Source organism: Kitasatospora cheerisanensis KCTC 2395, from assembly GCF_000696185.1.
Taxonomy (GTDB): Bacteria; Actinomycetota; Actinomycetes; order Streptomycetales; family Streptomycetaceae; genus Kitasatospora; species Kitasatospora cheerisanensis.
The window spans coordinates 4734792-4758431 of record NZ_KK853997.1; the positions used below are offsets into that span (position 1 = coordinate 4734792).

Consider the following 23640-nt stretch of genomic DNA (forward strand, 5'->3'; position numbering starts at 1 on the left):
CACCACGAAGGCGAGTGTGAGGCGATGACCGGGAAGCACGACCCCTGCGACGAGGGCGCCGGCTCCCCGGCGTCGCCGCGCCTGTGGAGCGTCGACGAGCACCTCGCCGACGTGCTGTTCGCCGCGGCGCCGCTGCCGCCCATCGAGCTCCGCCTGCTGGAGGCCCAGGGCCTGCGGCTCGCCGAGGACGTGCACGCCACCGCCGACCTGCCGCCGTTCGACAACAGCTCGATGGACGGCTACGCGCTGCGCACCGCCGACACCGTGCGGGCCACCGACGAGTACCCGTCGGTGCTCGCCGTGGTCGGCGACATCGCCGCCGGCGCCGGCGAGCTGCCCAAGGTCGGCCCCGGCCAGGCCGCCCGGATCATGACCGGCGCCCCCGTCCCGCCCGGCGCCGAGGCCGTCGCCCCGGTCGAGTGGACCGACGGCGGCACCGGCACCGGGCAGGCCGCCGACGCGATGGGCGCCGGCGGCGAGGGCGCGGAGGTGCGGGTGCTGCGCCCGGTCGCCGAGGGCGCGTTCATCCGCCGCCGCGGCAGCGACGTCACCGCCGGCGACACCGTGCTGGAGTCCGGCGCGCTGCTCGGCCCCGCCCAGCTCGGCCTGCTGGCCGCGATCGGCCGGGCCACCGTCCGGGTCCGCCCCCGGCCCCGGGTGGTGGTGCTCTCCACCGGCAGCGAACTCGTCCAGCCCGGCGAGGAGACCGGCCCCGGCCGGATCCACGACTCCAACTCCTTCACCCTGACCGCCGCCGCGACGGCGGCCGGCGCGGTCGCGTACCGGGTCGGCGGCGTCCCGGACGAGGCGTCCACCCTGCGCGCGGTGTTGGAGGACCAGCTCGGCCGGGCCGACCTGATCGTCACCAGCGGCGGCGTCTCGGTGGGCGCGTACGACGTGGTCAAGGAGGTCTTCGCCGACTACGCCGGCGTCGACTTCCGGCGGCTGCGGATGCAGCCCGGCAAGCCGCAGGGCTACGGCCGGATCGGCGGCGACCAGGGCGTGCCGCTGCTCGCGCTGCCCGGCAACCCGGTCAGCGCGTACATCTCCTTCGAGCTGTTCGTCCGCCCCGTCATCCGGACCATGCTCGGCGCCCCCGACGTGCACCGCCCCGTGGTGCGCGCGGCGACCACCGCGGCGCTGCGCTCCCCGGCCGGGCGGCGGCAGTTCCTGCGCGGCCGGTACCACCCGGCGGACGGCACCGTCAGCCCCGTGGGTGGTGAAGGTTCGCACCTGGTCGGCGCGTTGGCGAAGGCGGACTGCCTGATCACGGTGCCCGAGGACACCACCGCGGTGCCGGCCGGAAGCGCCGTCGATGTGGTCCTTCTCACGGACTGACCCGGGCGGGGCTGTACGGTAGCGCGAGATTCGCACCGTGTTACTGGAGCCCACTCGTGACCGACACACCCCCCGGCGACCGCCTCACGCACGTCGACCACACCGGCGCCGCCCGGATGGTCGACGTCTCCGAGAAGGCCGCCACCACCCGGGTCGCGGTGGCGGCCGGCCGCGTCCGGGTCGCCCCCCGGGTGGTCGAACTGCTGCGCGGCGAAGGCGTTCCCAAGGGCGACGCCCTCGCCGTCGCCCGGATCGCCGGCATCATGGGCGCCAAGCGGACGCCCGACCTGATCCCGCTCTGCCACCCCATCGCGCTCACCGGCACCGCCGTCGACCTGACGGTCACCGACACCGCCGTGGAGATCACCGCCACCGTCCGCACCGCCGACCGCACCGGCGTCGAGATGGAGGCACTCACCGCCGTCGCCACCGCCGCGCTCACCGTCATCGACATGGTCAAGGCCGTCGACAAGGCCGCCGCCATCGAGGACGTCCGGGTGCTCAGCAAGACCGGCGGCAAGAGCGGCGACTGGCACCGGCCGGACACGGCGGGGGAGGGCGAGCAGTGAGGGCCCTCGCCGTCACCGTCTCCAACCGGGCCGCCGCCGGCGTGTACGAGGACCGGGGCGGCCCGCTGCTGGTCGCCGGCCTGCGGGAGATGGGCTTCGAGGCCGACGGCCCGACGGTCGTCCCCGACGGCGACCCCGTCGAGGCGGTGCTGCGCGAAGCCGTCGCCGCCGGGTACGACGTGGTGCTCACCACCGGCGGCACCGGCATCTCGCCGCAGGACCTCACGCCCGAGATGACCGCCCGGGTGATCGACCGTCGGATCCCCGGCATCCCGGAGGCGATCCGCGCGCACGGCCGGGAGAAGGTCCCCACCGCGGCGCTCTCCCGGGGCCTGGCCGGCCTCGCCGGGCGCACCCTGATCGTCAACCTGCCCGGCTCCACCGGCGGCGTCCGCGACGGCCTCGCGGTGCTCGCCCCGCTGCTGCCGCACGCCGTCGACCAGTTGGCCGGCGGCGACCACCCGCGCCCCGCGGGCGGTGCGCACTGAACGCGGCCCGGCCGGTCGAACTGGCCGAGGGGGACGTGGTGCTGCGGCCCATCCGCCGCCGCGACCAGGCCGAGTGGCAGGAGGTGAGCCGGCGCAACCGGGACTGGTTGCGGCGCTGGGAGGCCACCGTGCCGCCCGCCCCGCCCGGCCGTGCGCCGCTGCCCCGGCCGACCTTCCGGCAGATGGTCCGCTACCTGCGCGCGGAGGCCGCCGCGGGCCGGATGCTGCCCTTCGTGGTGCTCTACCGGGGCCGCCTGGTCGGCCAGTTGACCGTCGGCGGGATCACCTGGGGCTCGATGTGCTCCGCCAACGTCGGCTACTGGGTGGACGAGGCGGTGGCCGGCCGCGGCATCATGCCCACGGCGGTCGCGCTCGCCGTCGACCACTGCTTCCGGGACCTGGGACTGCACCGGGTCGAGGTGTGCATCCGCCCCGAGAACCGGCCCAGCCGCCGGGTGGTGGAGAAACTCGGCTTCCGCGCCGAGGGAATGCGGCCGCGCTATCTGCACATCGACGGCGACTGGCGTGACCACCTGGTCTATGCGCTCACCGCCGACGAGGCCGCCGACGGGCTGCTCAACCGCTGGCACTCCCTCAGGAGCGGCCCCGCGCAAGGTAATTGAATATCTGTTCGAATAGTAGATATCGATATGGCATCGGCGGCCCGCCGGGGCCGGGGCGAGCCGTCACAAATACCGGCAAAATAGTCTGAGAATCAGCTTGATCGGACGACACGCCGTCCCAAATTGCTGCAGCGCCTTACCCTGCGCCCGTACCGTGTGAAACGTGAGCAGTAGCGGCCTTATCTACGCGGTCATCGTAGGGGCCTGGGCCGCCTATCTGGTGCCGATGTGGCTCCGCAGGCAGGACGAGCTCAACGAGTCGCGTCCGACGGAACGCTTCAGTACCGCGATCCGCCTGCTGGCCGGACGATCGGCCATGGAACGGCGCGCGGCCCGAGCCCTCGGCGAACAGACCGCCGAACAGCAGCACCCCGCCGGAGACCCGGACGGGGCCGCAGCCGACCCCGCGGACGTCCCCACCCGGCCCGCCGCGTGGGACGGGGGCGAGCCCGCCTCCGCCGCCCCGGAGCCCGGGCCCGAGGCCGGTCCGGCCCCCGAGGCGCCCGCCCGGCCCGAACCGTCCGCCGAACCGTCCGCCGAACCGGCGGCCGAACCGGCCGCGCCCGAGGAGGACCGGGTGCGGACCCGCGGCGAACGCGACCGGGACCACGGCGAGCAGGACGGACGGCGCTCCGCCGAGCGGCGGGCCCGACTGCTCGCCCGGCGCCGCCGCATGGTCACCCTGCTCTTCGTCGCCTTCGCGCTCGGCGCGGTCGTCGCCGCCGTGGCCGGCTTCGCCTTCCTCTGGGTGCCCGCCGTGCCCGGCATCCTGCTCACCCTGTACATCGGGCACCTGCGCCGGCTCGAACGCCAGCGCTACGAGGTCAAGTTCGACCGGGTCCGGGCCGCGCAGGCCGCCGAGCGGCTGCGCGAACGCGAGCGGGCCGGGCCGCCGAGCCCCCGTGACCGCACCGCAGCCCACCGGGGCGGCGGCCGAACCCGCGACCCGGGCCAGCGCCCTCGCCGAGGCCACCGAGCACGAGGAGTGGGCCGACGGCGTCCGCGCCCGGGCCGCCGCCGGCCCCGACTCCTGGGAGCCCGTCCCCGTCCCGCTCCCCACCTACGTCACCGCCCCCGTCGCCCCCCGGGTCAACCGCGGCCTCGACCTGTCGGCCCCCAACACCTGGGACTCCGGCCGGCCCGTCACCCCGCTCTTCGACCAGTACGGCGAACCCGGCCCGCAGCAGGCCGCCCCCGAGTACCGCCCCCGCGCCGCCAACGAATAGGCCCGCACCCCCGGAACGCCCCGCCACCGCCCAGGTGTGCGGGGCGTTCGCGCTCCCCGCCCGCGCCCCGCCGACCATGGTCACGAGTACCCCGCCAGGGGTGATAGAGTTCTTTCTTGTTGGGGCTGTGGCGCAGTCCGGTAGCGCACCTCGTTCGCATCGAGGGGGTCAGGGGTTCGAATCCCCTCAGCTCCACCCGACAGAAGTCCCGCCCGGGTCACCCGGGCGGGACTTCTGCTTTGTGCGGGGCGGACGGGGCGTCACCTCCCGGGCGCCGCGACTCCGCCGCTGTGGCAGGCATCACACCGGTGTTCGCCGGCTACCGCTTCAGGTAGGCGAGCACGGCCAGCACCCGGCGGTTGGCGTCCGGGGTGTTGTCGATCCGGAGCTTGGCGAAGATCGAGGCGGTGTGCTTGGCCACCGCGCTCTCGCCGATGTGCAGTTCGGCCATCACGGCGGCGTTGGAGCGGCCCTCCGCCATCAGGCGCAGGACGTCGAGCTCACGGGGCGTCAGGTCGGCGGTGGTGCCGCGGGCGGTCGAGCGGGCCATCAGGCGGGCGATCACCTGCGGGTCCATCACGGTGCCGCCGGAGGCGACGGTGCGGACCGCGTCGACGAACTGCGCGGTGTGGGTGACGCGGTCCTTGAGCAGGTAGCCGACCGCGCCCAGGCCGTCCGCCAGCAGCTCCTGCGCGTACAGCTGCTCCACGTACTGGGAGAGCACCAGGACCGGCAGGGCGGGGCGTTCGCGGCGTACGGTCAGGGCGGCCTGGAGGCCCTCGTCGGTGTGGGTGGGCGGCAGGCGGATGTCGACCACGGCCACGTCGGGGTGCAACTCGCGGAGCGCGCGCAGCAGTTCCGGGCCGGTCTCGACGGCGGCCACCACCTCGAAGCCGTGCTCGGCGAGGGTGCGGCTCAGGCCGTCGCGGAGGAGGAAGAGGTCTTCGGCGAGGACGACGCGCACGGGAGCTCCAGGGTCGCGGTGGTCGGTCCGCCCGGCGGGCTGACCAGGGCGAGGGTGCCGTCGAAGGCGGCCAGTCGGCGGCGCACCCCGGCCAGGCCGGTGCCGCGGGACAGGTCGGCGCCGCCGCGGCCGTCGTCGGTGACGGTGACCCGCAACAGGCCGTCCGCGCGGCGCAGGTGGATCCGGACGGTGCTGCCGCCGGAGTGCTTGCCGGCGTTGGCCAGCAGCTCGGCGACGGCGAAGTAGGCGGCGCCCTCGACGGCGGCGGGCAGCCGGCCGGCCAGCTCGGCGTCCACCTCGACGTCCAGGAAGGAGTCCAGGGCGAGCGAGCGGACGGCGTCGGGCAGGCCGCGGTCGGCGAGCACCGGCGGCAGGATGCCGTGGACCAGGTCGCGCAGCTCCTGCAGGGCCCGCTCGGAGCTGGCCCGGACCTCGCCGAGCAGCCGGCGGGCGGTCGCCGGGTCGCTCTCCACCAGCCGGTCGGCCTGGTCGAGGGTCAGCCCGAGGGAGACCAGCCGGGCCTGCGCGCCGTCGTGCAGGTCGCGTTCGATCCGGCGCAGCTCGGCGGCCTGGGTGTCCAGCGCGTCGGCCCGGCTGTCCGTCAGCTGCCCGATCCGGCGCTCCAGCCGGGTCGCGTACGGGGCGCCCAGCAGCCGGCCGGTCCACTCGCCGTAGCGGGCCAGCACCGGGGCGGACAGCCACAGGCCGGCCGCGACGAAGCCCACGCCGAGCCCGGCGGCGGCGAGCATGGTGCCGGTGGACTCCACCGGCACGAAGGCGTACCAGTTGTCCGGGCCCAGGTGCCGCCAGACGAACGGCTGGACGAGGACGCCGAACAGGCCGTGGACCACCAGCGTCGGCGGGACGGCGGCCAGCAGGCCGGCGCTCCACGGGCCGAAGCAGCACCAGGCGAGGTCGCGCCAGAACGGGGGAGAGCCGAGCACCGCGACCGCGCGTGCGGTGACGGTCGGGCCGGTGGGCAGCGGGTCGGGCGGGTCGATCACGGTGCCCGTCCAGCGGGCGGTGCGGTCGCGTTCGCGGTCGCTGCCGCGGCGCAGCATGCGGGCCGCGCGCGGCACCAGCGGCAGGCCCGCGCCGACCGGCAGCAGCGCCAGCGTGCCGAGCGCCGCGAGCGAGCGCAGGCACGTCACCAGGGAGGCCAGCGACAGCTTCTGGCAGCGCCAGTAGGCGACCAGCCGCTCCCGGAAACGTTTCTGTCGGTCCGTCATGTCGTGGCGAGCCTATCCGTGCGGGCCGGACGGCGGCCGGCCAGGACCCAGGGCAGCGCGACCAGCACGCCCGCCACGCCGAACAGCACCATCGGCTCCACCGCGCCGGACTCCTCGTCCAGGAAGAGCAGCATGCCCAGGTTCACCAGGGTGTGGAAGCCGCCGGCCAGCAGCAGCCGGTGGGCGCCGACCTGCTCCCAGGCCAGGCCCAGCAGCACCGACATGGCGACCGCCGCGGCCAGGAACCCGGCCGCGTACGCCGGAGCCCGGGTGAACACCTGCACGTGCCAGCAGCCCCAGATCAGCCCGACCGCCGCGGAGGAGCCGAGCGGCCCGAACCGGGTGCGCAGCAGCGGCTGGAGCAGGCAGCGCCAGCCGATCTCCTCCCCGCAGGCGCCGAGCAGTTGGGCCGCCGCCACCACCCCGAACGGCGCGGCGAGCGAACCCGGGTCGTGGATCGGCACGCGGCCGTGCAGCAGGAAGGTGCCGGCCACCGCCAGCGCGGTGATGGCCGGGGCGCTGAGCAGCAGCACTCCGCGCGGACCGCGCGCCCCGCCGCCCGCCAGCAGGCCCCGCACCAGCGACGGCCGGAACAGGGCGACCGCGGCCACGCCCAGCGCCGGGCCGAACTGGGTCAGTTGGAGCACCTCGTCGGGCAGTCCGGTGAGCGGCTGGAGTGCGCCCAGCAGGCCGGCGGCGGGAAAGGCCACGGCGAGGAAGAGCAGGGTCGGGCCGAGCCAGCCGGTCCCCTTCCCGCTCCGGGTGCTTCTGGTGGTTCGCCTGCGTGCCACGGTGGTTCGCCTCTCGGTGGGTACGTCGTTGCCACCGATGACGATTCCGTGCGCGGCGCCCCGCGCCCATGCATCCACCTGCCCGGCAGGGGTGCACCCAGCTGTACCCCCTGCCGGGCCGTCAGGCCGCAGCAGCAGCGGAGGCGTGGGCGGGCGGCGCGGGCAGCCGGGAGGCCAGCAGGGCGAGCTGGACCTGCGAGGTGACGCCGGACTTGGCGCGGATCCGGCGCAGGTAGGTGTCGACGGTGTGCGGGCTGAGACCGAGCCGGCGGGCGATCATCGCGTAGCTGGCGCCCTCGCCGACCAGGTGCAGGACCTGGAGCTCGCGGCGGCTGAACTCGACGGTGGCGGCGGGGTGCTGGACGGTGGACGTGCGCATGGGTAACTCCCGGGGGCGAGGGGCGGCGGCGGGGGTCAGTACACGGGGTTGCACTCGGGCGTCTCGCAGGCGCCGCCCCACGAGGTGTCACCGTTGAACGGGGTGGGCGGCACCTCGAACGGCGCCGGCTGCGTGGTGGAGGTGCCCGCGGCCGGGTCGGCGGCGGTGTCGGCGGAGGCCAGCGGGGCGGTCGCGAGCAGGGCCGCGGCAGTCAGGGCGACGAGGGCGAGGGCGCGCTTCATGGAGGCCTCCGAGGGCTGGTTGCGGGGTGGGGACCGGCCGGCCGGGCGGCCCGCCCGGTGCTGTTCGGCCTGCATCCAGCATGTCCGGGCCGACCACCCCCGGACCACCGTCCACCCACCTCATCAACTGCGCTTGCAGCAAAGTGACCGGGGGGCGAAACGGGACCAAGCCGGGCGCAACGCCGCGATCGGACCCGCTCCCCGGCCCCGCGCACCGGCCTTCCGGCCTTGCGGACCGCCCCCCGCGCACCCGTCCGGCGCCGGGCCCGTGTCACGGGATCCCGTGACTTACCGTCAGCCGCCGCGCGGCGCAGGATGGTGCGCGACGCGAGCGGCGGCCGGAACGGTGCGGCAGCCGCTTCGGAGAGGGGATCCCGTGCAGTGGCACGACGGGGCGGACCGGCCGCACCCGGAACACAGCGGACGGGTCGCCGAGTTGGCGGCCTTCCTGCGGGACGGCGCCGGCCGGACCACGCCCGCCCTGCTCTGGTGCGAGCAGGAACCCGAGCCGGACGCGCACGGCTCCGCCGAGGCCCTGGCCGCCGCCCTGGAGCGGGAGTTGGCCCGCCCCGTGCGGCCCGTCCCCGAGCGTCCCGCCGGGACGTGGCAGTGGGGCCCGGACGCGGTGCTGCTGGTCCAGCGGCGCGGCGGCACCGAGGTGCAGCTCAGCCCGCCCCCGGGCTCCGCCGGCCGGCGCAGCACGCTGCGGCTGCGCGCCGCCCAGTGCCTGCTGGTGCCCGCCGACTGGAGCCACCGGCTCGACCCGCGCAGCCCCGAGCGCCCGCTCGCGCTCGCGCTGCCCTGACGCGCCGTCCTGGCGTGCTGCCCTGACGCGCGGTCCTGACGCGCCGTCCCGACCCGCTGCTGTGGCGCCCCGCGCCGACGCCCCGCCGGGTGGGGGTGCCGGGGGCGGAAGGTACCCTGCGCTTGGTGTTCGAAGCATCGAACTGCGGTTCGGCAAAAGACCGCCACCGCGTGCCCGGCGGCCGCGCATCCCACAGGTGCAGGTCGACGGCGGTCCGGGCGCGGGGCGTCGGCCGCTCGGACGCCTCATGTGAAGGAACGGCAAAGGCGTCCTCGCGGAACGTCCATGCGCCCACGGCAGTGGGCGCCGGGCGCCGCCCGGGCCCAGAGGGGATCAGCGCAGCATGGGGGACTACTTCCGTGTCGAGGTGAGCGAACTCGACCGGCTGGTGAAGCAGCTGAACGACAGTCAGCAGGACATGCGCGAGGCCCTGCGCGCGATGCACGAAACCGGGCCGAAGACCACCGGGAGCAAGAACCTGGACCACGCCTGCGACGACTTCAACGACAGCTGGCAGGACGCCATCACCCGGATATCCCAGGGCGTCGAGGCCCTGGAGGGCAAGCTCAAGGAGACCTGCAAGAGCTACTCGGAGACCGACGAGGCCATCCGCGACATGTTCAGCGGAGCGTCCGCATGAGCAGCAAGGCGGACTTCCCCACCCTGGGCTTCGACCCCGCGCCCGGCAACCCCGAGAACGTCGACGGCCTGGTCGCCAAGCTCAACCGCGCCTCCGGTGCGATGGAGAGCGCCCACCGCACCCTGGTCGCCGTCGGCCAGGGCGGCAGCGTCTGGGAGGGCGACGCCGCCAAGGCCTTCGCCGGCAAGGTCGGCGAACTCCCGCGCTACCTCAGCGACAGCGTCGACGCGATGCGGCAGGCCTCCAGCCAGCTCGACAACTGGAAGAACCAGCTCTCCTCGTACCAGGACGTCGCCCGGCGCTACGAGGCCGAGGCCGCCGAGGCCAAGCGCCGCCTGGAGATCGCCGAGAACGTCAAGGAGAACGCCGTCGAGCGCTTCGACGTGGCGGCGGACTCCCCGGCGTTCGGGCTCATCGGCAAGCGCTTCGACGACGACGCCCAACTCGCCGACGCCCAGCGCCGGATCGACGCGGCGAGCGCCGAGTACAGCGCCGCCGAACGCCAGCTGGAGACCGCCAACCGCGAACTGCGGGGCATCAAGGACGAGCTGGAAGCGATCGTCAAGCAGGCGAAGGAACTGCTGGAGCACCACCAGGACGACGCCGACCGGACCGCGAGGGCGCTCCGCCGGGCCAACCAGAACGCTCCCGAGATCAGCGCCTGGGAGAAGATCGGCAACGGCTTCAAGAGCGTCGGCAAGAAGATCAAGGGCTGGGCGACCAAGCACGCCGACCTGCTCAAGAAGATCGGCGACATCGCGGGCGGCGTCTCGGCGGTGCTCGGCATCGCCTCCCTCGCCACCATGTGGTGCCCGCCGCTGTCCGCCGCCCTCGGCGTCGCCTCCAGCGGCGCGTCCGCGGTCGCGCTCGGCGCCCACGGACTCGCCAAGCTCGGCGGCGCGGACGTCAGTTGGGCGACCATCGCACTCGACGGCGTCGGCGTCGTGCCGTTCGTCGGCGGCGCGGCCAAGGGCGTCAAGGGCGTGGCCGGCGGCGTCAAGGCCATCGCCAAGGGCGAGGGCCTGGTGGCCGGCGGCTCCAAGGTCGCCGAGGCCGGACGGGCCATCACCCGCACCCACATGGAGGGCGGCCTGCTGCACAACAAGATCCTCACCCCGGTCTTCACCAAGACCCCGCTGAAGAACCTGCCCGGCATCGGCTCCATCGGCGAGGCCGGTGAGAAGGTCTTCTCGCTGCCCGTCACCTCCTGGTGGTCCCGGGGCACCCAGATCGGCATGAAGGGCGGCGGCCTGATCAAGAACGCCCCCACCCTGTACCAGGAGGTCACCTCGTGACGACCCCTCAGCCCGAACCGGCCGAGATCTTCCCCGACGAGCCGCTCGACATCCGCTGGGTGCTGCCCGCCCAGTTCCACTCGCTCGGCGTCGACCTCCCCGAGCAGGAGCGCGAGGCGCACATCGCCGAGGTGTCCGCCGAGGTGTGGTGCGGCGGCACCCAGTACCAGCGCGACACCGTCGCCACCTGGTACAACGACATCGCGGCCACCGCCGCCGAGGACGGCGCGGTCTACTCCGGCTTCCTGCTGGCCGGCACCGAGGACGACCGGGTCACCGTCGCCACCCTGGTCATCCAGGCCGACGAGGCCGACACCGCGGACGCCGAGACGGTCTCCGCCGCGATCCTGGACATGCTCTCCCTGGACCCGGCCAACGAGACCTTCCGCACCGAGGCCCCCGTCGGGCCCGTCGTGGTCGCCCTCTCCGGCTCGCTCGCCGAAGTGACCGACGACGAGGGCAACACCGCCAAGCTCGAACTCGCCCAGGCCTCCGCGTACATCCCCGTGCAGGGCGCCGACACCCTGGTCACCATGACCATCAGCACGCCCACCCTGGTCGACTTCCCCGAGTACGTCACGATGCTCGCCGCGCTGGTCGAGACCGTCGAGTACGACACCCCCGGCACCCGGGCCGCCGCCACCGGCCAGGCCGGGCCGGACGACACGAGGCTCCTGGAGGCATTCGGATGAGCACCTGGCACCCGCCGGCCCCGCCCGGCCTGCACACCGGCCCGCTGCCCCGGCGGTCCGCGCTCGGCCTGGGACTCCAGTTCGGCCTGCAGTGGCTGTGGCTGCCGTTCCGGACGACCTGGGACTTCCTCTCCTCGGAGACGCCGTCGGACGGCAACGCCGAGCCCGGCCGCTCCAAGTTCGTCCTCACGCCGAGCCGTTACCGCCTGGAGCGCAGCGGCACCCGGGAGGAGTGGGAGGCCTGGGCGGCGCGGGCCCTGGACCGGGGCATCGAGCGCGGCCTCGCCACGGTGCGGTCGAAGCAGGAGTTCAACGCGAACCACCGCTACCAGTACAAGGGCAGCGACATGGTGCCCAGGACCTCCGTCCGCCGCCGCTACTACCGGGGCATCGGCCTGGAAGGACTCGCGGCGCTCGCCGCCCGGCGCGGCTGGCAGGTCGACTGGCAGGCGAGCACCACCGCCGAGGCCCACCTGGTCCCGCTGCGGACGGGCTGAGCTCAGCCGAGGTCGAACGGCTCCTCGCTGAAGCGGAACCAGGCGTGGGGCGGTTCGACGGGCAGCAGGAACTCGGCGACCGGGCCCTCCGGGGAGTGCAGGGTGTGCTCCTCCTCCAGCGCGGTCCAGGCCCGGTCCCACTGCTCCCACTCCTCGGAGCGGGTCGGCCGGCGGCTCCCGGTGAACCCGGGTTCGGCCGCCGGCCGGCCCGGGCCGCGCAGGAAGTCGCCGTGCGGCCACGGGAAGTCGGCCTCGGTGACGCGGATCTCGCCGACCGACTCCTCACCGCGCCGCAGCCACCAGGTCTCGTCGATGAAGGCCATCCGGGGTCTCCTCGGGCGCAGGGATCGGGCAGGGGCAGTCTGCCGGACGGGTACGACAACGCCCGATCACCGTGCAACGGCGGATAGTTCACTCGTACGAGTGGATTGCGGCGCGCGGGCGGCAGGGGAGGGTGGTGGTGACCGAGGGTCGGAGGGCTCGTTAGGCATCGCGCCGATCTCTGTCGTCGACTCAAGGGGCGGGACCCAGTGGCTCAGCCGTTCGAACTGCCGGACTTCTACGTGCCGTACCCGGCGCGGATCAACCCGCACTACGAGAAGGCGCGGGTGCACACCAGGGAGTGGGCACGGGCCTTCGGGATGCTGGAGGGGTCGGGCATCTGGGAGGAGCATGATCTCGACTCGCACGACTACGCGCTGCTCTGCTCCTACACCCACCCCGACTGCGACAGCGAGGCGCTCGACCTCGTCACCGACTGGTACACCTGGGTCTTCTTCTTCGACGACCACTTCCTGGAGATCTTCAAGCGCACCCTCGACCGCGAGGGCGGCAAGGCGTACCTGGACCGGCTGCCCGCCTTCATGCCGATGGACCTCGCCGACGGGTACCCCGAGGCGACCAACCCGGTCGAGGCCGGCCTCGCCGACCTGTGGCAGCGCACCGTCCCGCACATGTCGGCGGACTGGCGGTCCCGGTTCGCCGAATCCACCCGGAACCTGCTGAACGAGTCCCTCTGGGAGCTCTCGAACATCAACGAGGGCCGGGTCTCCAACCCCGTCGAGTACATCGAGATGCGCCGCAAGGTCGGCGGCGCCCCCTGGTCGGCCGGCCTGATCGAGTACGCCGCGCAGGCCGAGGTCCCGGAGGCGGTCGCGTACTCCCGCCCGCTGCGCGTCCTGCGGGACGCCTTCTCCGACGGCGTCCACCTGCGCAACGACCTGTTCTCCTACGAGCGCGAGATCGGCGAGGAGGGCGAACTCTCCAACGGCGTCCTGGTGCTGGAGACCTTCCTCGGCTGCTCCACCCAGCAGGCCGCGGACGCCGTCAACGACCTGCTGACGTCCCGCCTCCAGCAGTTCGAGAACACCGCGCTCACCGAACTCCCCGGCCTGTTCGCCGAGCACGCGCTGAACCCGGAGGAGATCGCCCGCGTCCTCGCCTACGTCAAGGGCATGCAGGACTGGCAGTCCGGCGGCCACGAGTGGCACATGCGCTCCAGCCGCTACATGAACGGCGGCGGCGCGGCCGCACCCGTCCTCGGCCCCAAGGGCCTCGGCACCTCCGCCGCCAACATCCGCCTCGCGGCGGGCATCCGCGGCCTGCGCAGCTTCGCCCACACCCCGCACCGCACCGTCGGCCCCTCGCTGATGCCCGACTTCCCGATGCCGTACCCCCTCACCCTCAACCCGCACCTCGCCGGCTCCCGCGAGTACGTGGTCGACTGGGCCCGCCGGTTCGGCCTGCTCGACCCGGAGCCGGGCGTCCCCGCCTCCGACATCTGGACCGAACAGAAGCTCCGCGACTACGACTTCGCGCTCTGCGCCGCCGGCATCGACCCCGACGGCACCCGCGAGGAACTCGACCTCAGCTCCGCCTGGCTCACCTGGGGCACCTACGCCGACGACTACTACCCCGTGGTCTTCGGCCGCCCCCGCGACCTCGCCGGCGCGAAGGCCGTCAACGAGCGCCTGTACGCCCTGATGACGCTCGACGGCAGCCTCCCCTTCGAGCCCCGCAACGCGCTCGAAGCCGGCCTCGCCGACCTCTGGCAGCGCACCAGCGAACCCTTCTCCACCACCGCCCGCGCGAAGTTCCGCAAGGCCGTCGGCGACATGATCGACAGCTGGCTGTGGGAGCTCGCCAACCAGGCCCAGAACCGGATCCCCGACCCGGTCGACTACATCGAGATGCGGCGCGCCACCTTCGGCTCCGACCTGACGATGAGTCTGTCCCGGCTCGGGCGCGGCGAGGTGATCCCCGACGAGGTCTACCTGAGCGGCACCATGCGGGCGATCGAGAACTCCGTCGCGGACTACGGCTGCCTGGTCAACGACCTGCACTCGTACCAGAAGGAGGTCGAGTACGAGGGCGAGTTCCACAACCTGGTCCGGGTGGTGGAGAACTTCTTCTCCTGCGACTACCCCGTCGCCGTGGACATCGTCGCCGACCTGATGGCCTCCCGCCTCAGCCAGTTCCAGCACGTCGTCGACGGGGAACTCCCGCTCCTCAAGCACGACTTCGCCATCGAGGGGGAGGCGGCCGACGCGCTCGACGGCTACATCCGGGAACTGGAGGACTGGATGGCCGCCGTCCTCAACTGGCACCAGCAGTGCCACCGCTACACCCCGGACGTCCTGGCCCGGCACTTCGCTCCGAAGTTCACCCTCCCGTCGGACCTGGGCACCTCGGCGATCAGGATCCTCGCGGACCTCAGGTCATGACGGGCACGAGCCGGCGGGCGCGAAGACACGGGCAGCGCCGTCTTCGCGCCCGCCGGCTCTCCTCGGCTACTGCCAGTTGCCCTGCGGGGGAGCGGGCGGCGCAGCCGGGTGGTGGTGCGGCCGGTGGCCGCGGGGGTGGCGGGTGAGGGTGTAGCCGAGCACGCCGGCGAGGGCGGCGAGGATGCCGCCGGCGATGGTCCACCACCAGCGGGTGTTCCAGCCGGAGAAGAGGTCGGAGTACCAGTGGGTCTCTTCTTCGACGGGAGCCGTCGCGTACGCGGCGCTCGCGCTGGGCGCGGGCGTCGCCGCGGCGCCGCTCGCCGTCGCGCCGGCGTTGACCGGCGGCACCAGCGGGGCCTTGAGCGAGCCGCCCTCGGGCTGGGCGTCGTCGAGGCCGCCCTTGGCGGCGACGTGGACGCGCACCTGGGAGGCGAGGCCGAGGTCCTGCTGCGGGATGTCGGTGGTGGAGAGCCGGATGTAGTAGGTGCCGGGCAGCGGGTCGCCGGACCAGGGCTCGGCCCAGGACCGGATCTGACGGAGCGTGCAGCTGAGCGCCAGCGTGGTCGCGTTCTGTTCGGCGGTGCCGTTCTGCGGCCCGGCGGTGCAGGCCTGGCGGCGGCGCAGGCCGTCGAAGAGTTCGACGGTCCAGGTCTGCGCGCCGTGCCGGTCGGCGGCCTCGGGGAGGGTGACGTTGACCTGGACGGTGGCGGTCTGGCCCTCGGAGGCGGGGAACGCCCAGTACAGGTAGTCGCCGGTGGAGACCGGGACGTCCGCGTCCTGCCCGGCGGCGAGCGCCGTCGCGGTGAGGAAGCTGGTGCCCACCGAGTGGAGGACGGGCTTCGCGGTGCCGGTCGGCGAGGCGGACGGCGAGGGCGCGGCCGTGGCGGCCGGGGCCAGCAGGAGCAGGCCGGTGAGCGCGGCGGCCGGGGCCGCGAGGGTGAAGAGCTTGCGCATCGTCAGTTCTCCCGCCAGACGGCGATCCGCCAGCGTGCCAGCCAGCCGAAGATCAGACCGGCGAGCAGGCCGGCCAGGGTGAGCACACCGAGCAGGATCCAGCCGCGGCCGAGGCCCATGGCGGGGCCGTCGGGCGAGGGGGAGGCGGCGGCGACGTCGACGGTCAGCTCCAGCGGCAGGCCGGGGTCGGCCTGGACGCCGGCCTGGCCGGCGAAGGAGTTGCTGACGATCAGGCAGACGGTCCGGTCGGTGGCCGCGGCGGTGCCGGAGCTCGGCGACGGGGACGCCTTGTCGGTGCCGGGCGCGGACCAGCGGACGCCGGTGGACGCCACGTCGGTGCGGCCGGAGCCGGCGTCGCTGCCGCGGACCAGTTCCTGTCCGCTGCTGTCGGTGGCCTGGAGCAGTACGCCGTAGTCGCGGGCGACGGCCCGGTCCGGGGTGACGCTGACGGAGGCGCGGAGTTCCTGGCCGGCCTTCACGGGCACCCGGTACACCCGGTGCTCGGAGAACTTCTCGCGGTCGCTGTACACGCCGGGGGCGAGGATCGGCGCGTTGGTGCACTGGTCCGCGCCGGTGACCTTGGCCGGGGTGACGGTGTGGGTGTCCTGGGCGCGGTCGACGAGCTGCTTGACGCGCTGGGTCAGCTGGTCCTGGGTGCGGACGTCGGTGAAGGTGCCGCCGGTCGCGTTGGCGATGCACAGCAGCTGCTGGCGGGTCTTGTCGTCGTGGGCCAGGCCGAGGGTGTCGATCACCAGGTGGATGCCCTGGCTGGCGAGTTCGCGGGCCACGTCGCAGGGGTCGGGCGGGGCGCAGGTGTCCTCGCCGTCGGTGATCAGCACGATCCGGCGGGTGGTGGGGCCGGTGCCGAGGTCCTGGGCGGCGGCGCGCAGCGCCACACCGATCGGGGTCCAGCCGGTGGGCCGGACGGTGGCGACGGCGGTCTTGGCCTCGACCTTGTTGGTCCGGCCGACCGGGAAGAGCTGCTTGGTGTCCTTGCAGCCCTCCTTCTGGTCGCTGCCCGGGTAGGTCGCGCCGAGGGTGCGCAGGCCGAACTCGGTCTCGGCGGGCAGTGCGTCGATGACCTCGTTGATGGACTGCTGGGCGACCGCGATCCGGCTCTTGCCCTGGATGTCGATGGTCCGCATCGAGCCCGACCCGTCCAGGACCAGGTCGACCTTGGGCGCTTCGACAGCGGCGGGCGGGGCCCGGGCTCGTCGGCGTACGCGGGCATGACGCCGAGCACGGTGCCGGCGACTATCGTCAGCGCCCCGAGCAGGGCGGCTCCGCGGGCCGTCCGTCGTGTTCTGGTAAGGGTGATCACCGCCGCATCCTAGGGACCGTCAGTTCGAATCGCCCAATGCGGGTGGTGAGCGCGACGTACCCTGAACTGGTCGGCACAGCAGGCGGGGAGAGCACATGACGGTGCGTCTGGCGGGCGTCGGAAAGCGCTACGGCCGGCGCGGCCCGTGGGTGCTGCGGGAGGTGGAGCTGACGCTCCGTCCGGGCTCGCTGGTGCGGATCGAGGGCGCGAACGGCAGCGGCAAGTCGACGCTGCTGAAGCTGCTGGCCGGCATCGAGCGCGCCGGGCGCGGCACGGTCGAGGCGCCCGCCGGCCGGGCGTACGTGCCGGAGCGGTTCCCGCCGGCGCTGCCGTTCGACGCCCGGGCGTACCTGTGCCACCTGGGCCGGATCCGCGGCCTGTCTGCCGCGGAGGCGCGGCGCCGGGCCGACCACTGGCTGGAGCGGTTCGGCATCACCGGCTACGCCGGCACCCCGATCGGGCGGCTCTCCAAGGGGACGTGCCAGAAGGTCGCGGTGGCCCAGGCGCTGCTCGCCGAGGCCGAGTTGCTGCTGCTGGACGAGGCGTGGACGGGCCTGGACCAGTCGGCCCGGGGCGAGCTCGACGGCGCGGTCGCCGAACGGGCGGCGGCCGGCGGCCTGGTGGTCTTCGTCGACCACGACCCGACCCGGCTGGCGGGCCTCGCCACCGGCGCCCACCGGGTCGCCGACGGCGTGCTGCACGAGGTCCCGCTGCCGCAGGCCGGGCCGGACGGGCCGCGCACCGCGGTGGTGGTGGAGGCCGAGGCGCTGCCGGAGTGGCTCCCCGGCCGGCCCGAGCGCAAGCCGCTCGCCGACGGCGCCACCCGGCTGGACGTGCCGTCCGCGCACGCGGACGCGCTGCTGCGCCGCCTGCTGGCCGCGCACCCGCCGGTGCACATCAGGTCCGTCCGGGAGGACAACGCGTGATGACCGTACGGATGCTGACGCGCTATCACCTGGAGCTGCTGGTGCGCTCGCAGCGCTGGCTGCCGCCCGGGCTGGCGTACGTGCTGCTGATGGGCCTCGGGGTGTCGGGCGGCGACGAGGCGCTGTCGGCGGCGGCGTTCTCGGCGGGCCTGCTGGTGCCGGTGACGGGCTGGCTGGTGCGTTCGGCGGTGACGGCGGAGCCCGCGCAGTCCCGGGCCTGCCTGGTGGCGGCGGCGGGCTGGCGGCGGGTGCACCTGTCCGCGCTGCTGGCGGCGGCGCTGGCGGGCCTGGCGCTCGGCGTGCTCGGGCTGGCCGCGGTGCTGGCGGTCGGCAGCGGCGGCTCCGGGGCGGCGGCCGCGGCGGGCCTGCTGGCGACGGTGGTGTGCGTGCTGACGGGCGCGGCGGTGGGCGCGGTGTGCAACCGCCCGGTGGTGGCGGGCGCGCAGTACGCGGTGCCGCTGGGGCTGGCCGCGGTCGTGCTGGTGCTGCTGGTGCCGGGCTCGCCGGCGAACGCGGTGGTGCGGGCGCTGGTGCTGGGGGCCCGGCACGGCGCGCTGTCGGTGCCGTGGTGGGCGCTGCCGGGCGCGTCGGCGCTGGCGGCGGGCGCCGGGTGGGCGGCGGTCACGGTGGCGGTCCGGCGGGGCGAGTGAGCGTCAGGAAGCGGACACACCGCGGTAGATGGGATTAAATATGGCGAATTCTGGCTAGGGTGCGGACGTACGTGCCGAGTGCCTGCTGGAAGGAACGCCCGCTGTGAGCAACCTGTTCGCGATCGCCTACCCCGATGTCGCCACCGCGCAGAAGGTCCGGGACGAGCTGATCGGCCTGCAGAAGCAGCGGCTGATCGACCTGGAGGACGTCGTGGTGGTCGAGCGCCGCGAGGACGGGAAGATCAAGCTCCACCAGGCCGTCTCCAACACCGGCCTGGGCGCGGCCTCCGGCGCGCTGTGGGGCGGCGTGATCGGCCTGCTGTTCCTGATGCCGATCCTGGGCGCGGCCGTCGGCGGCGCGACCGGCGCGGCCGTGGGCGCGTCCACCGACACCGGCGTGGACGACAACTTCATGCGGCAGGTCGGCGAGAAGCTGGCCCCGGGCAGCGCCGCGGTGTTCGCGCTGGTCCGCACCGCCACCAAGGACAAGGTGATCCCGGCCGTCGCGCAGTTCGGCGGCGAGCTGATCCAGACCTCGCTCAGCCACGACGAGGAGGAGCACCTGCGGGAGATCGCCCGGGCGGCGAACCCGGCGTCCACGCTCTGACGCTCCGCCAGGTTTTGCCGGCGGGGCGCCGGGCCGCGGTGCCCGGCGTCCCGCCGTCCCTGCCCATTCGAGCTGGCGAGGACGGCTGGTGGCCACGGAATCGGTGACCCGCCCGGCCCGGACGCCCGGCGCGCGGCGGCCCCGGCGGTGGACCGAACTGCTGCTGGTGCTGGCCGCGGTGGGCCTGGCGGTGTTCGGGTACGTCGAGGTGGGCGTCGACATCGACGGCAAGGCGCCGCCCGACGCCGCCCAGTACGGCGCCGCGCTCGGCGTGCTGGCGCTGGTCGCGCACGGCGCGGTCCGCTGGCGGGCCAGGTGGGCCGACCCGCTGCTGCTGCCGATCGCGGTCCTGCTGAACGGCATCGGACTGGTCGTCATCTACCGGCTGGACCGCAACACCCCGCAGCACGAGGCCGCCCCCACCCAACTGCTCTGGTCCACCCTCGGGGTGGGCCTGTTCATCGCCGTGCTGTTCCTGCTGCGCGACCACCGCCGGCTCCAGCGCTACGCGTACGTCGGCGCGTTCGTGGCGCTCGTCCTGCTGGTGCTGCCGGTGTTCTTCCCGCCGGTGTACGGCTCCCGGATCTGGATCCAGCTCGGCCCGCTGTCCTTCCAGCCCGGCGAGTTCGCCAAGGTCCTGCTGGCGGTCTTCTTCGCCGCCTACCTGGCCGCGCACCGCGACGCGCTCGCCCTGACGGGCCGTCGGGTGCTGTGGTTCCGGCTGCCGCTCGGCCGGGTGCTCGGACCGGTGCTGCTGATCTGGGCGGCGTTCGTCGGCGTGCTGGTGCTGGAGACCGACCTCGGCACCTCGCTGCTGTTCTTCGGCCTGTTCGTGGTGATGCTGTACGTGGCCACCGCCCGCACCGGATGGATCGTCATCGGCCTGCTGCTGTCCGCCGTCGCCGCGGTCGGGGTGGGCTGGCTGTCGCCGCACGTGCACGGCCGGGTCACCGACTGGCTGCACCCGCTGGCGTCCATCGAGGCCGGGCAGGGCGCCAACCAGATCGCCCAGTCGCTGTTCGCGTTCGCCTGGGGCGGGCAGCTCGGCACCGGCCTCGGACTCGGCCACTCCGCGCTGATCGGCTTCGCCACCAAGTCCGACTTCATCCTCGCCACCATCGGCGAGGAACTCGGCCTGACCGGACTGCTCGCCGTCTTCCTGCTGTACGCGGTGCTGGTCTCCCGGGGCTTCCGCACCGGCATCGCGCTGCGCGACCCGTTCGGGCGGCTGCTCGCCATCGGGCTGGCCGCGCTGGTCGCGATCCAGGTGTTCGTGGTGGCCGGCGGCGTCCTCGCGCTGATCCCGCTGACCGGCATGACGCTGCCGTTCATCGCCCAGGGCGGCTCCTCCGTGGTCACCAACTGGATCATCGTGGCGCTGCTGGTCCGGATGAGCGACCTCGCCCGGCGCCCCGACCCGCAGGAGGAGGCGTGAGGCTCACCCGCCCCGAGGGCACCAACGGCGGACCGCAGGGCCTGCCCGGCATCTCCACCACCGGCCGCCGGGCCGGCACCTTCTGCATGCTGCTGATCGTCGCGCTCGCCGTCCAGGCCACCCGGGTCCAGGTCTTCCAGAAGCAGGAACTCGACCACAACAGCGCCAACCAGCGCGCCGTCATCCAGCGCTACGCCCAGCCCCGCGGCAACCTGATCGCCGGTCAGCCGCTGACCGGCTCCAAGGCCACCGGCGGCCGCCTCGCCCACCAGCGCACCTACACCGACGGCCCGCTGTACGCCGCCGTCACCGGCTACTCGTCCCAGCTGTACGGCAACACCCAGCTCGAAGGCGTCTACGACGACCTGCTCACCGGCACCGACCCCCGGCTGGCCGGCTGGGCCGTGTGGGACGCCATCACCCGGCAGCAGCAGCCCGGCGGCGACGTGGTCACCACCATCGACCCGGCCGTGCAGCGCGCCGCCATGCAGGGACTCGGCAGCCAGAAGGGCGCCGTCGCCGCCATCGAACCCGCCACCGGCCGGATCCTCGCCCTGGCCTCCACCCCCAGCTACGACCCCGGCGCGATCGCCGGCACCGGCACCGCCGACCAGGACACCTGGAAGCGGCTCCAGGCCGACCCCGACCAGCCGATGCTCAACCGGGCGCTCCGGCAGATCTACCCGCCGGGCTCCACCTTCAAGGTGGTCACCGCCGCCGCGGCCCTCGCCGCCGGCGTGGTCACCGACATCGAGTCCCCGACCGGCGCGCCCTACCCGTACGTGATGCCCGGCACCACCACCCCGCTCACCAACGACACCAGTGCCTGCAACCAGGAGGGCCTGTCGCTGGACGACGCGATGACGCTGTCCTGCAACAGCGTCATGGGCTGGCTCGGCGTGCAGACCGGCCTCGACCGGATGACCGCGATGGCCAAGAACTTCGGCTTCAACGACGCCAAGCTCGACACCCCCGTGCGCGCCGCCCGCTCCAACTTCGACACCACCATGAACGCCTCGCAGCTGGCGCTCTCCTCGATCGGCCAGTACGACACCGCCGCCACCCCGCTCACCATGGCGATGGTCGCCGCCGGGGCCGCCGCCGACGGGCAGGTGATGTATCCACAGCTTGTGGACAGGCTCACCAAGGCCGACGGCAGCCAGGTCCGGCTGATGCACCCCGTGCTGTACCGGCAGGCCTTCGGGCCCGGCGTCGCCCAGCAGCTCCGCCGGCTGATGGTCGACGTGGTGCAGAACGGCACCGGCGGCAACGCGCGGATCCCCGGCGCCGAGGTCGGCGGCAAGACCGGCACCGCCCAGCACGGCGTCGACAACACCGGCACCCCCTACGCCTGGTTCATCGCCTGGGCCCGCCCGGCCGGCTCCACCGCCACCCCGCCGGTCGCCGTCGCCGTGGTCGTCGCCGACAGCCAGGCGAGCGACATCACCGGCGGCGGGCTGGCCGCGCCGATCGCCAAGGCCGTCATGCAGTCCGTCCTCGACCGTTGACCAGCGCATTCACCCGCAAGCCCCTCATAACTATGCATAGCGTCGCATTTGATACAGTCCCTGCCTGATCCCCACCAGAAGGACACCGATGAGCACCACCCGCCTGCTGCGGCGCAAGCCCGTGGACACCCTGATCGCCGAAGCGGGCGGAACCGGAGCCGGACACCTGCGCCGCTCCATCGGCCTGTGGCAGCTCTCCGCGATCGGCATCGGCGCCACCGTCGGCACCGGCATCTTCTTCGTGCTCACCACCTCCGTTCCGGAAGCCGGGCCGGCCGTGGTGCTGTCCTTCGTGATCGCCGCCGTCACCGCCGGCCTCACCGCGCTCTGCTACGCCGAACTCGCCTCCGCCATCCCGGTGGCCGGCTCCTCCTACTCGTACGCGTACGCCACCATGGGCGAACTCGTCGCGTTCGGCGTCGGCATCTGCCTGCTGATGGAGTACGGCGTCTCCGCGTCCGCGATCGCCGTCACCTGGGGCCAGTACCTCAACCAGTTCGCCGACCTGGCGTTCGGCCTGCACCTGCCCGCCGCGCTCACCGCCCCGCCCGGCGAGGACGGCATCTTCAACCTGCCCGCCGTGGTGCTGGTCGCCCTGGTCACCGTGCTGCTGATCCGTGGCGTCGGCGAGTCCGCCAAGGTCAACGCGGTGATGGTGTCCATCAAGCTGGTCATCCTGGTGCTGTTCGTCGCCATCGGCCTGACCGGCTTCCACGCCGGCAACTTCACCCCGTTCGCCCCCGAGGGCTGGGGAGGCGTGCAGACAGCCGCGTCCACCATCTTCTTCTCGTTCATCGGCCTGGACGCCGTCTCCACCGCCGGCGAGGAGGTCCGGGAACCGCGCCGCACCCTGCCGCTGGCCATCCTGATCTCGCTCACCGTCGTCACCCTGCTGTACATCGCGGTCGCCGTCACCGCGATCGGCGCCCAGCCCTGGCAGCGGTTCGAGGGCCAGGAGGCCGGCCTCGCGCAGATCCTCCAGGACGTCACCGGCCAGTCCTGGCCCGCCCTGGTGTTCGCCGGCGGCGCGATCGTCTCGATCTTCTCCATCACGCTGGTGGTGATCTACGGCCAGACCCGGATCCTCTACGCGATGGGCCGCGACGGCCTGCTCCCGCGTCCCTTCACCCGCGTCTCCCCGCGCACCGGCACCCCCGTCTGGAACACCGTCGTGGTCGGCGCCGCCGTCGCCCTGCTGGCCGCCGTCTTCCCGCTCCGGCTGCTCGCCGACATGACCTCGATGGGCACCCTCGTGGCCTTCACCGCCGTGTCCGTCGGCATCATCGTGCTCCGCCGCACCCGCCCCGACCTGCCCCGCGGCTTCAAGGTCCCGTTCTACCCGGTCACCCCCGTGCTCAGCGCCGGCTTCTGCGTCTACCTGGTCACCAAACTGCACCGCGACACCTTCGTCGCCTTCGCGATCGCCCTCGCGCTGGCCGCCGTCCTCTACTTCGCCTACAGCGCCAAGCACTCCCGCCTGGCCACCCCGACCCCCGGGAACCGGCCGACCGGAGCTGACACTCCGTAGGGCCCGGGGTGTCGAAATCCGGGCGGAAGCGGGGAAACCGGCCCGCGGGTGGCGACAGAGCGTGTGCGTCCCGCCTAGCCTTCCAGCCATGGCGAGCACCCGACCCCCGGCCGGACGTGCGTTGCTCGGGGCGGACCGGGGCGGCGGGCGGGTACCGGCGCAGCGCGACCGGCAGGGGCGGCGTGCCGTGCTGCTGCTGGGGCATCCGGC

24 protein-coding genes, 1 tRNA gene and 1 pseudogene are annotated in these 23640 nt (G+C 73.8%); 18 read left to right on the forward strand and 8 right to left on the reverse strand.

The genetic code is table 11. The features are described from left to right. The first annotated feature begins 24 nt into the window (after positions 1-24). The 6 genes and pseudogenes from glp (at position 25) to KCH_RS21565 (ending at position 4439) form a co-directional block, all read left to right on the forward strand. Positions 25-1338, forward strand: a complete 1314-nt coding sequence (gene glp, locus KCH_RS21540; RefSeq protein WP_035865281.1) for a molybdotransferase-like divisome protein Glp — start codon at positions 25-27, stop codon at positions 1336-1338. A 116-nt stretch (positions 1339-1454) separates the two neighbouring features. Next, positions 1455-1907, forward strand: coding sequence for a cyclic pyranopterin monophosphate synthase MoaC (gene moaC, locus KCH_RS21545; protein WP_051654005.1), 453 nt, complete (start codon positions 1455-1457; stop codon positions 1905-1907). Further along, positions 1904-2395, forward strand: coding sequence for a MogA/MoaB family molybdenum cofactor biosynthesis protein (locus tag KCH_RS21550; RefSeq protein WP_035865286.1), 492 nt, complete (start codon positions 1904-1906; stop codon positions 2393-2395). The genes moaC and KCH_RS21550 overlap by 4 nt, the downstream gene beginning before the upstream one ends. Beyond that, positions 2392-3018, forward strand: a complete 627-nt coding sequence (locus KCH_RS21555) for a GNAT family N-acetyltransferase (protein ID WP_084223825.1) — start codon at positions 2392-2394, stop codon at positions 3016-3018. Before KCH_RS21550 ends, KCH_RS21555 begins: the two co-directional genes overlap by 4 nt. Before the next feature lie 163 nt (positions 3019-3181). Continuing rightward, positions 3182-4244 (forward strand): annotated as a pseudogene (gene sepX / locus KCH_RS47280) (divisome protein SepX/GlpR). Between the two features lie 121 nt (positions 4245-4365). After that, positions 4366-4439, forward strand: a tRNA-Ala gene (locus KCH_RS21565). Between the two features lie 124 nt (positions 4440-4563). On the opposite strand, the gene KCH_RS21570 is transcribed toward KCH_RS21565, so the two are convergent. From KCH_RS21570 to KCH_RS21590, 5 genes are all read right to left on the reverse strand, one after another. Next, positions 4564-5208, reverse strand: a complete 645-nt coding sequence (locus KCH_RS21570; protein ID WP_035865290.1) for a response regulator transcription factor — start codon at positions 5206-5208, stop codon at positions 4564-4566. Next, the gene (locus KCH_RS21575; protein ID WP_051653312.1) at positions 5160-6437 is read right to left on the reverse strand and encodes a sensor histidine kinase; all 1278 of its coding nucleotides are present in this window, start codon (positions 6435-6437) and stop codon (positions 5160-5162) included. Before KCH_RS21575 ends, KCH_RS21570 begins: the two co-directional genes overlap by 49 nt. Further along, on the reverse strand, positions 6434-7228 hold the full coding sequence (locus tag KCH_RS21580) for a CPBP family intramembrane glutamic endopeptidase (RefSeq protein WP_244305392.1): 795 nt from the start codon (positions 7226-7228) through the stop codon (positions 6434-6436). Before KCH_RS21580 ends, KCH_RS21575 begins: the two co-directional genes overlap by 4 nt. 121 nt (positions 7229-7349) lie before the next feature. Continuing rightward, complete coding sequence (locus KCH_RS37660) at positions 7350-7607, reverse strand: response regulator transcription factor (protein ID WP_051653313.1); 258 nt, start codon at positions 7605-7607, stop codon at positions 7350-7352. Positions 7608-7642: 35 nt separating this feature from the next. Further along, positions 7643-7849 carry a hypothetical protein gene (locus KCH_RS21590; RefSeq protein WP_167574093.1) on the reverse strand — a complete coding sequence of 69 codons (207 nt, stop codon included), beginning with the start codon at positions 7847-7849 and terminating at the stop codon, positions 7643-7645. A 376-nt stretch (positions 7850-8225) separates the two neighbouring features. On the opposite strand from KCH_RS21590, the gene KCH_RS21595 reads away from it, so the two are divergent. The 5 genes from KCH_RS21595 (at position 8226) to KCH_RS21615 (ending at position 11778) form a co-directional block, all read left to right on the forward strand. Beyond that, positions 8226-8654, forward strand: coding sequence for a hypothetical protein (locus KCH_RS21595; RefSeq protein WP_035865297.1), 429 nt, complete (start codon positions 8226-8228; stop codon positions 8652-8654). A 343-nt stretch (positions 8655-8997) separates the two neighbouring features. Next, positions 8998-9294, forward strand: coding sequence for a hypothetical protein (locus KCH_RS21600; RefSeq protein WP_035865300.1), 297 nt, complete (start codon positions 8998-9000; stop codon positions 9292-9294). Next, positions 9291-10589: a putative T7SS-secreted protein gene (locus KCH_RS21605; RefSeq protein WP_035865303.1), complete on the forward strand. Its 1299-nt coding sequence runs from the start codon at positions 9291-9293 to the stop codon at positions 10587-10589. The genes KCH_RS21600 and KCH_RS21605 overlap by 4 nt, the downstream gene beginning before the upstream one ends. After that, positions 10586-11281: a hypothetical protein gene (locus tag KCH_RS21610; protein WP_035865307.1), complete on the forward strand. Its 696-nt coding sequence runs from the start codon at positions 10586-10588 to the stop codon at positions 11279-11281. The genes KCH_RS21605 and KCH_RS21610 overlap by 4 nt, the downstream gene beginning before the upstream one ends. Beyond that, positions 11278-11778, forward strand: a complete 501-nt coding sequence (locus tag KCH_RS21615; protein WP_035865308.1) for a hypothetical protein — start codon at positions 11278-11280, stop codon at positions 11776-11778. Before KCH_RS21610 ends, KCH_RS21615 begins: the two co-directional genes overlap by 4 nt. Before the next feature lie 2 nt (positions 11779-11780). Here the strand turns inward: KCH_RS21615 and KCH_RS21620 are convergent, their stop codons facing one another. Then, entirely contained in the window at positions 11781-12101 is a 321-nt protein-coding gene (locus tag KCH_RS21620) for a hypothetical protein (RefSeq protein WP_035865309.1), read from the reverse strand. A 207-nt stretch (positions 12102-12308) separates the two neighbouring features. Between KCH_RS21620 and KCH_RS21625 the strand changes: the two genes are divergently transcribed. Next, a complete protein-coding gene (locus tag KCH_RS21625) occupies positions 12309-14501 on the forward strand; it encodes a terpene synthase family protein (protein ID WP_035865310.1) in 2193 nt (730 codons plus the stop codon). A 66-nt stretch (positions 14502-14567) separates the two neighbouring features. Here KCH_RS21625 and KCH_RS21630 read toward each other — a convergent pair whose 3' ends face one another. Both KCH_RS21630 and KCH_RS21635 read right to left on the reverse strand, forming a co-directional pair. Further along, complete coding sequence (locus KCH_RS21630; protein WP_051653314.1) at positions 14568-15455, reverse strand: hypothetical protein; 888 nt, start codon at positions 15453-15455, stop codon at positions 14568-14570. Positions 15456-15457: 2 nt separating this feature from the next. Continuing rightward, a complete protein-coding gene (locus tag KCH_RS21635; RefSeq protein ID WP_157032150.1) occupies positions 15458-16600 on the reverse strand; it encodes a vWA domain-containing protein in 1143 nt (380 codons plus the stop codon). A gap of 271 nt (positions 16601-16871) precedes the next feature. Here KCH_RS21635 and KCH_RS21640 point away from each other — a divergent pair, with 271 nt between their 5' ends. The 6 genes from KCH_RS21640 (at position 16872) to KCH_RS21665 (ending at position 23430) form a co-directional block, all read left to right on the forward strand. After that, positions 16872-17702 (forward strand): ABC transporter ATP-binding protein, encoded by an 831-nt coding sequence (locus tag KCH_RS21640; RefSeq protein WP_035865312.1) that lies wholly within the window; start codon positions 16872-16874, stop codon positions 17700-17702. Next, the gene (locus tag KCH_RS21645; RefSeq protein WP_051653315.1) at positions 17702-18352 is read left to right on the forward strand and encodes a hypothetical protein; all 651 of its coding nucleotides are present in this window, start codon (positions 17702-17704) and stop codon (positions 18350-18352) included. The genes KCH_RS21640 and KCH_RS21645 overlap by 1 nt, the downstream gene beginning before the upstream one ends. Before the next feature lie 103 nt (positions 18353-18455). Beyond that, positions 18456-18959, forward strand: coding sequence for a DUF1269 domain-containing protein (locus KCH_RS21650; RefSeq protein ID WP_035865314.1), 504 nt, complete (start codon positions 18456-18458; stop codon positions 18957-18959). 85 nt (positions 18960-19044) lie between these two features. Next, entirely contained in the window at positions 19045-20394 is a 1350-nt protein-coding gene (locus tag KCH_RS21655; protein ID WP_051653316.1) for an FtsW/RodA/SpoVE family cell cycle protein, read from the forward strand. An 86-nt stretch (positions 20395-20480) separates the two neighbouring features. Next, positions 20481-21902, forward strand: coding sequence for a penicillin-binding transpeptidase domain-containing protein (locus KCH_RS21660; protein WP_051654006.1), 1422 nt, complete (start codon positions 20481-20483; stop codon positions 21900-21902). A gap of 88 nt (positions 21903-21990) precedes the next feature. Then, entirely contained in the window at positions 21991-23430 is a 1440-nt protein-coding gene (locus tag KCH_RS21665; protein WP_051653317.1) for an APC family permease, read from the forward strand. Positions 23431-23640: the final 210 nt, after the last annotated feature.